We start from the raw sequence: 13,623 nt of genomic DNA on the forward strand, positions 1-13,623 counted from the left end.
CCGGTCGAGACGCGCGGGCATGACTCCGCGCTTCCCGGTCATGGCGCGCGGGCGGGAGCGGCCGCAATCTCGGGCACATGATGCGTTTCGAGGCGCCCCCCAGCGAGGAGCAGCCGCTCCCCCGCGCGTTGCCCGAGGAGATCCGCGCCAGGCTCCTCCGGAGCCGGACGGTCCTGATCTTCGGGGAGATCACGAGCGAGCTGGCGCAGACGACGACGGCGCAGCTCCTCGCGCTCGCGAGCGAGAGCGAGGAGCCGATCCGGGTCCTCATCCACTCGCCGGGAGGGCACGTCGAGTCGGGGGACACGATCCACGACGTGATTCGCTTCATCCGGCCCGAGGTCAAGATGATCGGCTCCGGCTGGGTCGCCAGCGCGGGCGCCCTCATCTACGTGGCCGCGCGGAGGGAGAACCGGTTCGCGCTCCCGAACACGCGCTTCCTCCTGCACCAGCCGCTCGGCGGCGTGCGCGGCCCCGCGTCGGAGATCGAGATCGAGGCGGCCCAGATCATGGCCGTGCGCGCGCGGCTCAACCGCATCTTCGCCGAGGCGACCGGCCAGGATCCCGCGAAGATCGCGCAGGAGACCGAGCGCAACCTGTGGATGACCGCGCGCGAGGCCAAGGAATACGGCCTCGTGCACCGGGTGATCGAGAGCGCGCTGGAGGTCTGAGCGCCGGAACCCTGGCGGTCGGGCCTGCTGGGCTAGAGCGGCCGCACCGGCAAGTAGATCTCGCACCGGAAGGTGTTGCTCTCGGGATCTTGGAACTCGCCGCGGTAAAGCTCGAAGCAGGGCCGGTGGTCGGGCTGATAACCGCTCTCCGGGAGCCACCGCCCGAAGAGCTGGTCCCAGGCGGCGCCGATCTCGCTCGCGCGGCCGACGAACACGCCCGCGGCGTACTTGCCGCCGGCGACGTCGGTCACGTTGACGTCGCCGTCGGTCTTGAAGCCGTCCGGGATCACGATGGCTGCGTCGTGGCGGCACTTCGCCGGCTCGGTCACGTGGGGGTTGTCGTGCGCGATGCCGAGGCAGAGGCGGTCCGCGGTCCACAGATCGCGCGCGGCCGCCCAGCGCGCGAGGCGCTGCCAGCTCTCGCGGACGCCCCCTCCCGCGCCGTAGGGGCCGACATTCCGGATATAGGCCACGTGGTAGCTCGGCAGCGTCTTCACTGTCACGTTCATGATCATCTCCTCGTTGTTCCGGGCGTCAGCGCCCGACGAGGAGCCATCATGATCTTCCGCGCGCGCCGCTGCTTTGCCCGGCTTGCGCACGACTTCACCCGGCTTGCTCTCCGCTTTCCGCGCCTTGCGCGCCTCCGCGGCCCCGCCGCCGCGCCAGGCCGACGCGCTCATGCCGAAGCGCTCCTTGAACGCGCGCGCGAAGGCGCTCGCCGAGCTGAAGCCGTTCTCGAGCGCGATCTCGAGGATGTCGGCGCGCGGCCGCAGCGTCAGGTGGCTGGCGGCGTTCTCGAGGCGCGTCCGCTGGATGAACTCGCGGAGGTTCTCGCCGGTCATCGACTTGAACACGCGATGGAAGTGGAACGGCGAGAAAGCCGCCACCGCCGCCAGCGTCTCGAGGGACAGCTCCTCCGCGCGGTGGGCCTGGATGTGGTCGATCACGCGGTTGACCCGCTTCTGGTACTCGGCCCGGCTCCTGTCGCTGCTCGCCACGCGCGGAGGTTACCTGATCGAAGCTGCGCCGGCCGGACCGAACAGGCGACGCCACAGCGCGCCGCCTCCAGCGGCTCCCGACGGCCCCGGCGCCGGCGGCCGCCGCTCCCAGGGCGTCCGGATCGCCGGGCGCGGGAGGCCGGCCACGCTATCCTCCGCCCGTGGAGCGCCACGCCGCTCGCCCCGAGGAGCCCAGCATGTCCATCGAGCACTTCGACGTCCTGATCATCGGCGCCGGCCTCTCCGGCATCGCGGCCGGCTACCACCTCCAGGCGCGCTGTCCCGGCAAGCGCTACGCGATCCTCGAGGCGCGCGGCGCCATCGGCGGGACATGGGACCTGTTCCGCTACCCCGGCATCCGCTCCGACTCCGACATGTTCACGCTCGGCTACTCCTTCCGCCCCTGGAAGGAGGCCAAGGCGATCGCCGACGGGACGTCGATCCGCGAGTACGTGCGCGACACCGCCCGGGAATACGGCATCGATCGCCATATCCGGTTCAATCACCGGGTCCGATCCGTGGCGTGGTCCTCCGAGCACGCGCGCTGGACCGTCGAGGTGGACGTCGGCGCGGGCGAGGAGCGCGTCCGCTTCTCATGCAGCTTCCTCTATGTCTGCAGCGGCTACTACAGCTACGAGAGCGGCTACACACCCAGCTTCCCGGGCCGCGAGGGCTTCCAGGGACAGGTGATTCACCCTCAGGCATGGCCGCAGGATCTCGATTACCGCGGCAAGCGCGTCGTCATCATCGGCAGCGGCGCCACGGCCGTGACGCTGGTGCCCGCGCTCGCCGCCGACGCGGCGCACGTGACGATGCTCCAGCGCTCCCCGTCGTACATCGCCTCGCTCCCTGCCGAGGACCCGATCGCGAACGCGATCCGCGAGCGCCTGCCGGAGCGGATCGCCCACCGCGTCGCCCGCTGGAAGAACGTCGGGCTCAGCCTGCTCATGTACCAGCTCTGTCAGCGCGCGCCGGGGCTGGCGAGGCGGATGCTCCGCAGCGGCGTCGCCCGGCACCTGCCGCCGGAGTTCGACATCGATACGCACTTCAACCCGCGCTACGACCCCTGGGATCAGCGCCTCTGCCTCGTGCCCGACGCCGATCTCTTCCGCGCGGTGAAGGAGGGGCGCGCCTCGGTCGTCACCGACAGGATCCGGACCTTCACGAAGGACGGTATCCTGCTCGAGTCGGGCGAGGAGCTCCAGGCGGACATCATCGTGACGGCGACGGGCCTCCAGCTCCTGCTCTGCGGCGGTATCCGCATCTCCGTCGACGGCGACGCCGTCGATGCCGGCCGGACGTTCATCTACAAGGGGCTCATGCTGGGCGGCGTCCCCAACTTCGCGCTCTGCCTCGGCTACACCAACGCCTCGTGGACGCTCCGCGCGGAGCTGGCGTCGACGTACGTCTGCCGGCTGCTGAGCCACATGGATCGCCACGGCTACCGGCAGTGCGTGCCGCGCCCTGACGAGCCCCTCCTCGAGGCCCGGCCGCTGCTCGGCCTGACGTCGGGCTACGTGCAGCGCTCGGTGGACCACCTGCCCAAGCAGGGCTCGAAGGCGCCGTGGTACTTCCGCCAGAACTACGTGCTCGATCTGCTCGCCATGAAGCTCGGCCCGGTGGACGACGGCGCCATGGTCTTCTCGAAGGGTGGTCAGCCGCTGCGCCGCGATGTCGCGGCGACGGAGCGCCCCTGGCGCGCGGATCCTCCACAGGGCGCCGAGGCGAACGCGGCTCCCGCGAGCGTGCGCTCTCCCTGAGGTTCACGTGGGCGCGATCCGCGCGGGCTTTCTCGCCGGGCCACCCCGCCCCGAGGCACGAAGCCGCCAGAGAGGCTACGCAGTAGATTGACAGCGTCAAATAGCGAATCGGCATCTGAGCCAAGAGGCACAGAGAACACAGAGCGTCCTCCTTCAGGCTTGTCGTGTGTTGCGGCGCACATCCGTTGCTTCTCTGCTGACGTGCTCCCCTGCTGTCTGCCTCTCCACTACCTTGCCTCCCGTCCACCTGCCTTCCACCTCCAGGAGCTCCGGCGAATCATCGCGCCCGGCACGGACCAGATGTGTGCGTGTCGCAAATTTCTATTGAAGATGCGGCCGACTCTCGTGGTAGGGTGGTTCTGTCCAGGGGGAGACGCGCTGTAGGTAGGTGGATGCGGGGGAGTCTCGCCGGCCACGCGCGCTGGCATGGGCTCGACCATGTCCGCTGAACGGATCGGGGGGTGCAACGGTGTCTCGGAAGAAGATACTGCTGGTCGACGATTCTCAGACCATCCTGCGCATCGAGCAGATGGCGCTGCGCGAGCACTACGACCTCATCACGGCGAACGACGGCAGCGAGGGCGTCGCCGTGGCCGTGGAGCAGCGGCCCGATCTCATTCTCCTCGATGTGGTCATGCCGCACATGAACGGGTTCGACGCGTGCCGGGAGCTGCGCGCGAAGGACGCGACGCGCACCACGCCGATCCTGCTCGTCACCAGCCGGAGCGATGTGGCGCACATGGAGCAGGGGTTCCGGTGCGGCTGCTCCGATTTCGTCACGAAGCCCATCGACACGATGGAGCTCCTGGAGAAGGTCAGGAACTGCCTTGGCGACTGACTCCGCGGTCAGGGCATCCGAGGACGCACATCGCGCGCCTCCCGGCGACGCCGAGCGCGAGGACACGGCCAGGCCGTCCGAACCCACGACACCGTCTTTGTCTATCGCACCGCCCAGCTGGCGCTCGCTGCCGGAGCTGGCCCATCACGTCATGCCGGGCCAGCTGTTCGTCTCGTCCGAGCCGACCTCTGTGACCACCATCGTTGGATCCTGCGTGGCGATCTGCCTCTGGGACGCCACCACCGGCGTCGGCGGGATGAACCATTACGTGCTTCCGACGTGCCCCGGCCCGGCGATGGCCTCAGTCCGCTTCGCCGATATCGCGTGCCAGCGCCTGGTCGAGCGGCTCGTGGAGCTCGGGGCCTCCAGCCGGGCGCTGCAAGCGCGCGTGGTCGGGGGCGCCTGCCTCATCTCCGCGTTCCGGGAGCGCGGCACCCACCTCGGCGCGCAGAACGTCAATGCCGGGCTTGCGTTCCTGCGCGCGGAGGGAATACGGATCGCCCAGCTGGACACGGGAGGAAACCGGGGGCGCAAGATCGTCTTCCGGACGAGCGACGGCGGCATCTCGATCCAGTTTCTGTGAGCCGCATGGACAGCGATCGCGACGAGCTACTCCAGACGTTCCTGCCAGAGGCGCACGAGATCCTCGACGAGATCGAGCGCGCGCTGTTGCAGCTCGAGACCGGCCGCAACGCTCACGAGGTCCTCCTGCGCGTCTTCCGCGCCACCCATACGCTCAAGGGAAGCGCCGGCTCGGTAGGGCTCGGTGGCCTGAGCGATCTCGGGCACGCCGCGGAGGACGTCATCGAGGCGCTCTGCGGCGGCGATCTCCCCCTGACGACGCCCGTGGTCTCGCTGCTGCTCGAGATGGTAGACGCAGCCCGCCGGCTCGTCGCCGAGGTCGAGCGCGGACAGGTCGAGCGCAGCTCCTCCCATAAGGCGGTCATCGCGCGTCTCCAGGAGGCGCGGCGCGGAGGTCCAGAGCCGCCGCAGGGCGCGTGGGCGACGAGCGCGCGCCGCGCGACCGATGACGACGCCGAGGGAGCGGCCAGCATCAAGAGCATCCGTGTCACCACCGAGAAGCTGGATCGGATGGCGGATCTCATCGGAGAGCTCACCCTCGGGCGGAACAGGATCGTGCGGACGCTCCGCGGGGTGCGCGGAGAGGCCGGCGCTGCGCTGCGCGACGAGATGGAGGAGCAAGACCGGCTCTGCAAGGAGCTGGAGGAGGCGGTGCGCGCCGCGCGCATGGTGCCGGTCGGCCCCTGGTTCCGGTACTACGAGCGCACGGTGCGCGATCTCGCCCACGCGCACGGCAGGCAGGCGCGCCTGGTCGTCGTGCACGGCGACGTCGAGGTGGACACGGCCGTGGTCGAGCGGTTCCGGGACGCCCTCACGCACCTCCTGCGCAACGCCATCTGTCACGGCATCGAGGCGCCCGAGGCGCGGCGCGCCGCGGGCAAGGACCCCTGCGGCACGATCACCCTGCACGCCGCGCACGAGCGGGGCGGCATCGCGCTCCGGATCTCCGACGACGGCGCCGGCATGAACCGCGGGCGCATCGCCGCCCGGGTCCGCGCGCTGGGGAGGCACGCTGCGCCCGACACGCTCACGGATCACGAGCTCTTCAGCCTCGTGTTCGAGCCCGGGTTCTCCACGGAGGCGGAGTCGTCCCACCTGGCGGGGCGCGGCATGGGCATGGACGTCGTGCGGCGCTGCGTGGAGTCGATCCAGGGCACGATCCGGATCCGGAGCCGCGAAGGGCACGGCACGTCGCTGCTGATCCAGCTCCCGCTCACCCTGGCCACCATCGAAGGGCTCTCCGTCGGGATCGACGACGAGCGGTACGTGATCCCGCTCCGCGCGGTCGTCGCGTGCTGCGATCTGCCCCGCGGCACGCTCGCGCACGATGGCGCCCAGGGGCTCATGGTCCGGCGCGGACGCGCGCTGCCGTGCGTCCGCCTCCGGGCGCTCTTCGGGCTCGGCGGATCTCCCCCGCCGGAGGAGCGCGTCGTCATCGTCACGCACGACGGCGCCGAGGCCGGCCTCGTGGTCGACCTCCTCGAGGGCGAGGGGCGCACGGTGGTCAAGCCGCTCGGCCAGCTCTTTCGACGCGTTCCGGGCATCTCCGGCTCGACCATCCTCGGCGACGGCGGCGTGGCGATGATCCTCGACGTCGACGCGCTGCTCGGCGGCGTCCTCGGCGACGTGGTCCCGGTCGACGCCCTCGACGAGCGCGAGGCAGCGCCATCGGCCGGAGGCGTCCCGGGATGATCTGGCGCCCCGGCACGCAGGCGCCCGTTTCCCCTCTCTCCATGGAGGATTCATGATCTCCGACGCGTCGATCCCCGTGTCGCAATACGTCTCCTTCGTCATCGCGGGGGACGAGTACGCGGTGAACATCCTCCGGGCGCGGGAGATCGTCGAGCACAGCCGCACCTCGCGGGTGCCGACGATGCCGGCGTGCATCGTCGGCGTCATGAACCTCCGGGGCCGCGTCGTGCCGGTCATCGATCTCGCGGTCCAGCTCGGGCTGCCGCCGACGAGGGTGAGCCGGTGGACCTGCATCCTCATCGTCGAGATCGAGCTCGACGGCGAGAACACCCGCCTCGGCCTGCTCATCGACGGCGTGGGCGATGTGCTCACGCTCGCCGAGGACGAGATCGAGCCCGCGCCGGCCTTCGGCACGCAGGTGCGCGCGGATCGGCTGCTCGGGCTGGCGAAGGTGGACCAGAAGCTCGTGCTGCTGCTCGACATCGACCGCATGCTCTCGCCGGCGGAGCTCCTGGCCTCGACGACGCTCGGCCCCTCCGCGCCCGGCGCCCCGCCGGCGCTCCCGGGCAGCCACGGGGCGCCGGCCGGCGAAGGGGACAGGCCATGATCTCGACCGCCGAGCTGAGCCCGCGCACGCTGAGCGACGAGGAGTTCGCGCTGTTCCAGCGGCTCGTCAAGCGCCTCTCGGGCATCGCGCTGGGCCCGCAGAAAAAGCCGCTCCTGCTCTGCCGCCTCGGGCCTCGGCTCCGCGCGCTCGGGCTCCGCAGCTTCGGCGAGTACTACCGCCGTGTGACGGCGGCGGGCGGCGAGGGAGAGCTCGTGCACATGCTCGACTGCATCTGCACGAACGAGACCCATTTCTTCCGGGAACGCGAGCAGTTCGAGCTCCTCGAGCGCGAGATCCTCCCGGCGTGGCACGCGAGCGCGGGCCATGGAGGAGCGCCCTTCGCGCGCGGCCGCCGCCCGCTGCGCGCCTGGAGCGCAGCCTGCTCGACCGGGGAAGAGCCGTACTCGATCGCGATGACGTTGCTCGACAGCCTGCCCTCCACAGATCGCGGCGCCGCGGCGGGACAGGCGCCGTCATGGGCAGGCGATGCGCCTGTGGGCGCTACGGGGATCTGCATCCTCGCGACGGACCTGTCCGTCCGCGCGCTCGACCAGGCGCAACGCGCGGTGTGGCCGATCGAGCGGGCCTCGGAGATCCCGGAGGAGCGCCTGCGCACCTACATGCTCCGCGGGACGGGCGCGAGCGAGGGCCTCATGAAGGCCCGGCCGGAGCTGCGCAGGCTCATCACCTTCCGGCGCTTCAACCTGCTCGACGCGGCGCCCAGGCGATTCGGTCTGTTCGATCTCATCTTCTGCCGGAACGTCCTTATCTACTTCGACGCCGCGACGAGGGCGTCGATCGTGGCGAGGCTCATCGCCAGCCTCGCGCCTTCAGGGTACCTGTTCCTCGGACACGCCGAGGGCCTCCACGGGACGGACCACCGCGTGCGATGCGTCGCGCCGTCCGTTTATCGGCTCCAGCCCCCGGGGGGGCTCGAAGGAAGCCGCAACACATCTAGCCCGGAGCATGCATCATGCTTGCGCATATCGGAGTAGGCCGGAAGCTCTACCTCGGCTTCGCCGCCATGGTCGTCATCGTCCTCGGACTGGCGGGCACGGCCTACAAGAGGTTCGCGGAGCTCGACGAGGCCCGCTCATGGGACCAGCACACGTACGACGTGATGCTCGCGACGAGCGAGATCATGAAATCGCTGCTCAACGCCGAGACAGGGGAGCGTGGCTTCGTCATCACCGGGGTGGAGTCGTTCCTGGAGCCGTACCGCAGCGGGCGCGACCGGTTCGAGAAGAGCCTGAGTCGTGCCCGGGAGCTCACCAGGGACAACCCACGCCAGCAGGTGCGCCTCGAGACGATCGCGAAGGACTACAACGAGTGGGTCTCCTCCGTGCTGGAGCCGATCATCCAGCTCCGCCGCATCGCGGACGACGCGAAGACGCCGGTGGATCGCGCCTTCGACGAGGTCAGGCGGGGGCGCGGGAAGATCCTCATGGACCAGATGCGCGCGTCGCTCAAGGAGATCGACGACGAGGAGCTCGCCCTCCTCGACCAGCGGCAGGCGGCGACGAACGCGCTCGTCACGACGATGTACGCGACGCTGCAGATAGGAGGTCTGCTCGCGCTCGTCGTCGCCCTCGTGCTCGCCTTCGTCTTCAGCAGGATGGTCCTGGTGCCGCTCACCCAGGCTGTGTCGATCCACCAGCGCATCGCCGGGGGCGACTTCACGGGCGACGTCACGGTGAAGAGCGCCGACGAGTTCGGCCAGATGCTCGGCGCCGTGAAGGCCATGTCGGAGCGCCTGGCCGGCCTCATCGGCGAGGTCCGGAGCGGCGCGGTCTCGGTCTCCTCGGTTTCGGTGCAGCTCTCGGCGACGGCGCAGAGCCTGTCGCAGGGCACCAGCGAGCAGGCGGCGTCCGTGGAGGAGACGACGGCCAGCCTGCAGCAGCTGAGCGGCACGATCGCGAAGAACGCCGCCAACTGCAAGCAGGTCGAGGAGACGGCGCACCGGAGGACGAGGGACGCGGAGCACAGCGGTCAGGCGGTCCGGGAGACGGTCGAGGCGATGAAGGCGATCACCCAGCGGATCGTGATCATCGAGGAGATCGCGTACCAGACGAACCTGCTCGCCTTGAACGCCGCGATCGAGGCGGCTCGCGCGGGCGAGCACGGCAAGGGCTTCGCCGTGGTCGCCACGGAGGTGCGGCGGCTGGCCGAGCGGAGCCGGGACGCGGCGAAGGAGATCGGCTCGTTCGCCGCGTCGAGCATCACGGTCGCGGAGCGCTCGGGACAGCTCATCGCGGAGCTCGTCCCGTCGATCCGGGAGACCGCGGAGCTGGTGCAGGGCGTCGCCGCGGCGTCCAAGGAGCAGTCGAACGGCGTCGCCCAGATCAGCGGGGCGGTGGAGCTGATCGAGCAGTCCACGCAGCGCAACGCGGCGATCGCCGAGGAGCTCGCCAGCACGGCAGCCGAGCTCTCGGCGCAGGCGGAGCAGCTCCAGGAGGTCATGGCGTCGTTCCGGCTCTCGCAGGAGGGCGACGGCGACCTCGGCCACAGGCCTCCGGGGGCGGGGCGTCTACCGGACCGCCACGGCGGTAAGGGGCTATGGAAGCCGCCGCAGCGGGGCCGCCCGAGCGGCGGCGCACCGAGCAACGGGCGCGCGCCGCACGCCGCGGGCGATCAGGACTTCGTCTCGTTCTAGAGCGGTCCTCAGCTGGGACGGATACTCCGTCTCTCGTCCCCGTCTCCCGCCGGCTCGACCACAGCCCCACGTTCCCCCACCGCGCCCTGGGTGCCGGCCGTCGATTTTTTTCGCTATCGTCGCCCGGGATGTCGAGACCCCGCCCGCGGCTCCGACCTGCCCATGAAAGCGCCCCGCGCCCGGGGCGCGCCGTCCGATGGATGAGAGGGAGCCGACCATGAAGTACATGCTGATGATGAACACCCCGCACGGGGGGCCGTACCAGGTCGCCAGTTGGCCGCAGAAGGACCTCCACGCCCATATCGCCTTCATGAAGAGCTTCCACAAGAAGCTCAGCGACTCGGGCGAGCTGGTGGGAGCCGAGGGCCTCGCGGGGCCGGACCAGGCCAGGCTCGTGCGCGCCGGCCACGACGGCAAGCCGATCACCGACGGCGTGTTCCCGGAGACCAAGGAGTTCCTCGCCGGGTACTGGATCGTGGAGGTCGACAGCCCCGCGCGCGCCTACGAGATCGCCGCGGAGGCGTCCGCCGCGCCCGGCCCCGGCGGCGCGCCGCTCCACCTGGGGATCGAGGTGCGAGAGGTGATGAGCGGGCCGCCCAAAGACCTGCCGTGACCTCGCCGCCGCGCGACGCCCGGACCGAGCGCCTGCTGCGCGACCTCGCGCCGCAGGTGCTCGGCGCCGTCCTCCGGCGGTTCCGCGACTTCACCGCCTCGGAGGACGCGGTCCAGGAAGCGCTGCTCGCCGCGGCCACGCAGTGGCCGCGCGACGGCGTGCCGGACGAGCCGCGCGCGTGGCTCATCCAGGTGGCGTCGCGGCGCATCACCGACAACGTCCGGAGCGAGGCGGCCCGCCGCCGCCGCGAGGCGTTCGTCGTCAGCCTCGTGCCGCCCGAGCAGCAGCTCGCGCTCGCCCCCGACAGCGACGAGACCCCCGAGCAGGACGACACGCTCGCCCTGCTCTTCATGTGCTGCCACCCCGCCCTCTCGCCGTCGTCCGCGATCGCGCTCACGCTGCGCGCCGTCGGGGGCCTGACCACGGCCGAGATCGCCCGGGCGTTCATGGTCCCGGAGGCGACCATGGCGCAGCGGATCAGCCGCGCCAAGCAGAGCATCAAGGCCTCCGGCGTGCCGTTCCAGGTGCCCACGCCCGAGGAGCAGGCGCAGCGGCTCGGCGCCGTGCTGCACGTGCTCTACCTGATCTTCAACGAGGGCTACACGACGAGCTCCGGCCCGGAGCTGCACCGCAGCGACCTGTCGAGCGAGGCGATCCGCCTGACGCGGACGGTGCGCGCGCTCCTCCCGGACGACGGCGAGGTCGCGGGCCTGCTGGCGTTGATGCTGCTGACCGACGCGCGGCGCGCGGCGCGCACCGGGCCTGCGGGCGAGCTCATCCCGCTCGACGAGCAGGATCGGGGCCGGTGGGATCAAGGCGCCATCGCCGAGGGCGTCGCGCTCGTCTCCGCGGCGCTGTCGCGGGGCTCCGTCGGCCCGTACCAGCTGCAGGCCGCGATCGCGGCGGTGCACGACGAGGCGGCGCGCGCCGACGACACGGACTGGCCGCAGATCCTGGCGCTCTACGGCGTGCTGATGCGGATGTCCGACAACCCGATGGTCGCGCTCAGCCACGCGATCGCGACGGCCATGGTGCACGGCCCGCGCGCGGGGCTCGCGCTGCTGACGGCGCTCGACGCCGACGCGCGGCTCGCGGGCCACTACCGCCTCGACGCGGTCCGCGCGCACCTCCTGGAGCGCGCCGGCGATCACGAGGCCGCGATCGAGCACTACAGAAGAGCGGCCAGCCGCACGACGAGCATCCCGGAGCAGAACTACCTGACGACGCAGGCGGCGCGGCTCCGCGACGCGCGCAGGTAGCGAGGGCGGCGCGCGGGCGCTCGCGCAGACACGCGGAGGCGGGCGCGCGGGCCGCGCGAGCCGCCCGCCAGGGGCCTGGTGCCGGCGGGCGGCTGCTCCTCAGCCGCTCCCCCGCCCTGCACGAGCGCCTCCTCTCGCCCTCGCCGCGGAGCCCTGACGAGCGCCTGCGCGGCGAGGGCTACCTGTCCCTGGCGAGGGATTTCCCCTGCGCTTCCAGGGCAGCTTTGATGACGCCGACAGCCTTCGGACCCACGCCATGGAGGGCCAGGAGCTGGGCCTCGCTCAGCCGCGCGACCTGGTCCAGGCGCGAGATCCCGACCGACGCGAGCGCCCGTGTCGCTGGCTTCCCGATCCCCTTCGGCAGCGCGGACTCTGGCTGTTCCTTCGTCTTGCTCGGCATGCGCGCCTCCCCTCCTGGTCAGTCGCCCGCGTGCCTGGCGATCACCGCCTCCGGGCGGCGCGCCCGCCACGGTAATGCCTGCTCGAGCTGCGCCGCCAGCCGGAACAGCGTGTCCTCGGCGCCGTAGCGACCGACGAGCTGGACGCCGATCGGCAGGCCCGCGCTCGTCTCGGCGAGCGGGAGGCTGATCGCCGGTTGTCCGGTGAGGTTGAAGAGGGGCGTGAAAGGGATGGTGTCGAAGAGCTTGTCGATCCAGCCCTCCGCGCCGAGGCTCGCGTCGTTCGCGTCGAGGGTTCCGAGCGGCGGAGGGGGCGCAGCGACGGTCGGCGTGATCAGCACGTCGTGACGCTGGAAGAAGCCGGCGACCGCGCGGCGGATCGTGTTGCAGACGTGGTGGGCGGCGTGGAGATCGAGCGCTGTCAGCCGCTGGCTGTACTCGACGCAGGCCAGCGTCGTCGCTTCGAGCACCTCCGGGCCCAGCGGGACGCCGAGCGCCGCCGAGAGCCCCAGCGCGCCGCTGGCCAAGAAGCACGTCCAGATCGCGAGCTGGGCCTTCACGAACGGCTCCCAGTCCACCGAGGGGCTGGCCTCCTCGACGACGTGGCCCAGCGACGCGAGCTCCCGGCCCACGGCCAGGACCGCCTGCGCGTGCTCGGGATCCACGGCGGATCCCGACCAGGACCGCGCCGTGACGGCGACGCGCAGGCGGCCTGGCGGCGCGCCGACCTCCTCGACATAGGGCCGGCCCGGGGGCCTGATCTCGTATTTGTCCCCCACGCCCGCGCCGTGCACCGCGTCGAGCAGCGCCGCGGCGTCGCGCACCGTGCGCGTCACGGCGAACTCGATCGCCAGGCCGCCGAGCATCTCGTCGAAGTCCGGCCCGGGCGCGGTGCGGCCTCGCGTCGGCTTGAGCCCGACAAGCCCGCACCAGCCCGCTGGGATGCGGATCGAGCCTCCCCCGTCGCTCGCGTGGGCCGCCGGCAGCGCGCGCGCCGCGACGAGCGCCGCCGAGCCGCCGCTCGATCCGCCCGGCGTCCGGGTCACGTCCCACGGGTTGCGGGTCGGGCCGTTGGCGACCGATTCCGTCGAGGCGTTGAAGCCGAACTCCGGGGTCGCCGTGCGCCCCAGCACCGCGAGCCCCGCCCGCCTGAAGCGGGCCATCAGCTCCGTGTCGTGCGGAAAGGGGATCCCTCGCCCGGTGAGACGGCTCCCGAGGCGCGTGGGCACGCCCTCGGCGTGGATGGCCAGGTCCTTGATCGCGAACGGCACGCCCCGGAAAGGGCCGTCGGCGTCGCAGGCGAGCGGCTCGTCGAAGAGGTCGCCGACCAGGGCGTTCAGCGCGGGGTTGACCTGCTCGATGGCCGCGCGCGCCGCCCGCTGCACCTCCGCCGCCGACACCTCGCGCGCCGCGATCAGCTGCGCCAGACCCGTCGCGTCGCACTCGGCGTAGTCCGAAATCTTCATCTCTGGCCCTCCTCCATCCATCGTTTCCGGACGGAAACGCGGAGCTCGAGCCTAACACCGCCCTCGATCGCCCCGCGCCGCCATCC

Annotated in this window: 13 protein-coding genes; 10 read left to right on the forward strand and 3 right to left on the reverse strand. The window is 71.4% G+C overall.

Going from position 1 to position 13,623, the window contains the following annotated elements:
- The first annotated feature begins 80 nt into the window (after positions 1-80).
- The gene (locus WME85_RS29765) at positions 81-671 is read left to right on the forward strand and encodes an ATP-dependent Clp protease proteolytic subunit (protein WP_437842382.1); all 591 of its coding nucleotides are present in this window, start codon (positions 81-83) and stop codon (positions 669-671) included.
- A gap of 32 nt (positions 672-703) precedes the next feature.
- On the opposite strand, the gene WME85_RS29770 is transcribed toward WME85_RS29765, so the two are convergent.
- Positions 704-1,669 carry an AraC family transcriptional regulator gene (locus WME85_RS29770; RefSeq protein ID WP_437826070.1) on the reverse strand — a complete coding sequence of 322 codons (966 nt, stop codon included), beginning with the start codon at positions 1,667-1,669 and terminating at the stop codon, positions 704-706.
- Positions 1,670-1,866: 197 nt separating this feature from the next.
- Here WME85_RS29770 and WME85_RS29775 point away from each other — a divergent pair, with 197 nt between their 5' ends.
- The 9 genes from WME85_RS29775 (at position 1,867) to WME85_RS29815 (ending at position 11,673) form a co-directional block, all read left to right on the forward strand.
- Positions 1,867-3,429 carry a flavin-containing monooxygenase gene (locus WME85_RS29775; RefSeq protein WP_437826072.1) on the forward strand — a complete coding sequence of 521 codons (1,563 nt, stop codon included), beginning with the start codon at positions 1,867-1,869 and terminating at the stop codon, positions 3,427-3,429.
- 469 nt (positions 3,430-3,898) lie between these two features.
- Entirely contained in the window at positions 3,899-4,267 is a 369-nt protein-coding gene (locus tag WME85_RS29780; RefSeq protein ID WP_437826074.1) for a response regulator, read from the forward strand.
- Between the two features lie 190 nt (positions 4,268-4,457).
- Positions 4,458-4,850, forward strand: a complete 393-nt coding sequence (locus WME85_RS29785) for a chemotaxis protein CheD (RefSeq protein ID WP_437826076.1) — start codon at positions 4,458-4,460, stop codon at positions 4,848-4,850.
- Between the two features lie 5 nt (positions 4,851-4,855).
- Positions 4,856-6,541 (forward strand): chemotaxis protein CheA, encoded by a 1,686-nt coding sequence (locus WME85_RS29790; protein ID WP_437826078.1) that lies wholly within the window; start codon positions 4,856-4,858, stop codon positions 6,539-6,541.
- Positions 6,542-6,593: 52 nt separating this feature from the next.
- Positions 6,594-7,148 carry a chemotaxis protein CheW gene (locus WME85_RS29795; protein WP_437826080.1) on the forward strand — a complete coding sequence of 185 codons (555 nt, stop codon included), beginning with the start codon at positions 6,594-6,596 and terminating at the stop codon, positions 7,146-7,148.
- Positions 7,145-8,143, forward strand: a complete 999-nt coding sequence (locus WME85_RS29800) for a CheR family methyltransferase (protein WP_437826081.1) — start codon at positions 7,145-7,147, stop codon at positions 8,141-8,143. Before WME85_RS29795 ends, WME85_RS29800 begins: the two co-directional genes overlap by 4 nt.
- Positions 8,122-9,801, forward strand: a complete 1,680-nt coding sequence (locus WME85_RS29805; RefSeq protein WP_437826083.1) for a methyl-accepting chemotaxis protein — start codon at positions 8,122-8,124, stop codon at positions 9,799-9,801. The genes WME85_RS29800 and WME85_RS29805 overlap by 22 nt, the downstream gene beginning before the upstream one ends.
- A 217-nt stretch (positions 9,802-10,018) precedes the next feature.
- Positions 10,019-10,414, forward strand: coding sequence for a YciI family protein (locus WME85_RS29810; protein ID WP_437826084.1), 396 nt, complete (start codon positions 10,019-10,021; stop codon positions 10,412-10,414).
- Entirely contained in the window at positions 10,411-11,673 is a 1,263-nt protein-coding gene (locus WME85_RS29815; RefSeq protein WP_437826087.1) for an RNA polymerase sigma factor, read from the forward strand. The genes WME85_RS29810 and WME85_RS29815 overlap by 4 nt, the downstream gene beginning before the upstream one ends.
- Positions 11,674-11,851: 178 nt before the next feature.
- Here the strand turns inward: WME85_RS29815 and WME85_RS29820 are convergent, their stop codons facing one another.
- Both WME85_RS29820 and WME85_RS29825 read right to left on the reverse strand, forming a co-directional pair.
- Complete coding sequence (locus WME85_RS29820) at positions 11,852-12,073, reverse strand: DNA-binding protein (protein ID WP_437826089.1); 222 nt, start codon at positions 12,071-12,073, stop codon at positions 11,852-11,854.
- A gap of 18 nt (positions 12,074-12,091) precedes the next feature.
- Complete coding sequence (locus WME85_RS29825) at positions 12,092-13,537, reverse strand: amidase (protein ID WP_437826091.1); 1,446 nt, start codon at positions 13,535-13,537, stop codon at positions 12,092-12,094.
- Positions 13,538-13,623: the final 86 nt, after the last annotated feature.

The sequence above is a fragment of the Sorangium sp. So ce1153 genome (genome assembly GCF_051521595.1).
Classification (GTDB): Bacteria; Myxococcota_A; Polyangia; order Polyangiales; family Polyangiaceae; genus Sorangium.